Source organism: Paenibacillus xylanexedens (assembly GCF_007680605.1).
In the GTDB taxonomy this organism is placed as follows: Bacteria; Bacillota; Bacilli; order Paenibacillales; family Paenibacillaceae; genus Paenibacillus; species Paenibacillus xylanexedens_B.
The window spans coordinates 1-413 of record NZ_VEIO01000060.1 but is presented as its reverse complement, the minus strand read 5'-3'; the positions used below and the strand labels follow the sequence as shown (position 1 = coordinate 413).

Sequence of the window (413 nt, the reverse complement as noted above, 5' to 3'; positions counted from 1 at the left end):
CGGATGTACCGCACCGGGGACCTGGCACGGTGGCTACCGGACGGGAACCTGGAGTACCTGGGTCGGATCGATGAGCAAGTAAAGATCCGGGGGTACCGGATCGAGATAGGCGAAATTGTGCATCGTCTCCTCCAGCACGGGGACGTAAAGGAAGCGGTGGTCGTCGCCCGGAAAGACGAACGAGACGAAACGAGTTTGTGCGGATACATCGTGAGCCGGGGAGTATTCAATGCATCCGAGTTGCGCGCGTATTTGAAACGGAGCTTGCCTGAGTACATGGTGCCGTCGTATCTGGTGGAAGTAGAGCGAATTCCACTGACGGCGAACGGGAAGGTGGACCGGAAGGCGCTGCCGGAGCCGCAAGGATTGCTACAGACAACCAGCGAATACGTTGCGCCGCGAAGCGAGACCGA

Annotated in this window: 1 protein-coding gene; it reads left to right on the top strand. The window is 59.1% G+C overall.

Annotated features, from left to right (window positions below):
* Positions 1-117: 117 nt before the first annotated feature.
* A partial coding sequence (locus tag FS818_RS28380; protein WP_313960488.1) for an AMP-binding enzyme occupies positions 118-413 on the top strand: 296 nt, incomplete at its 3' end.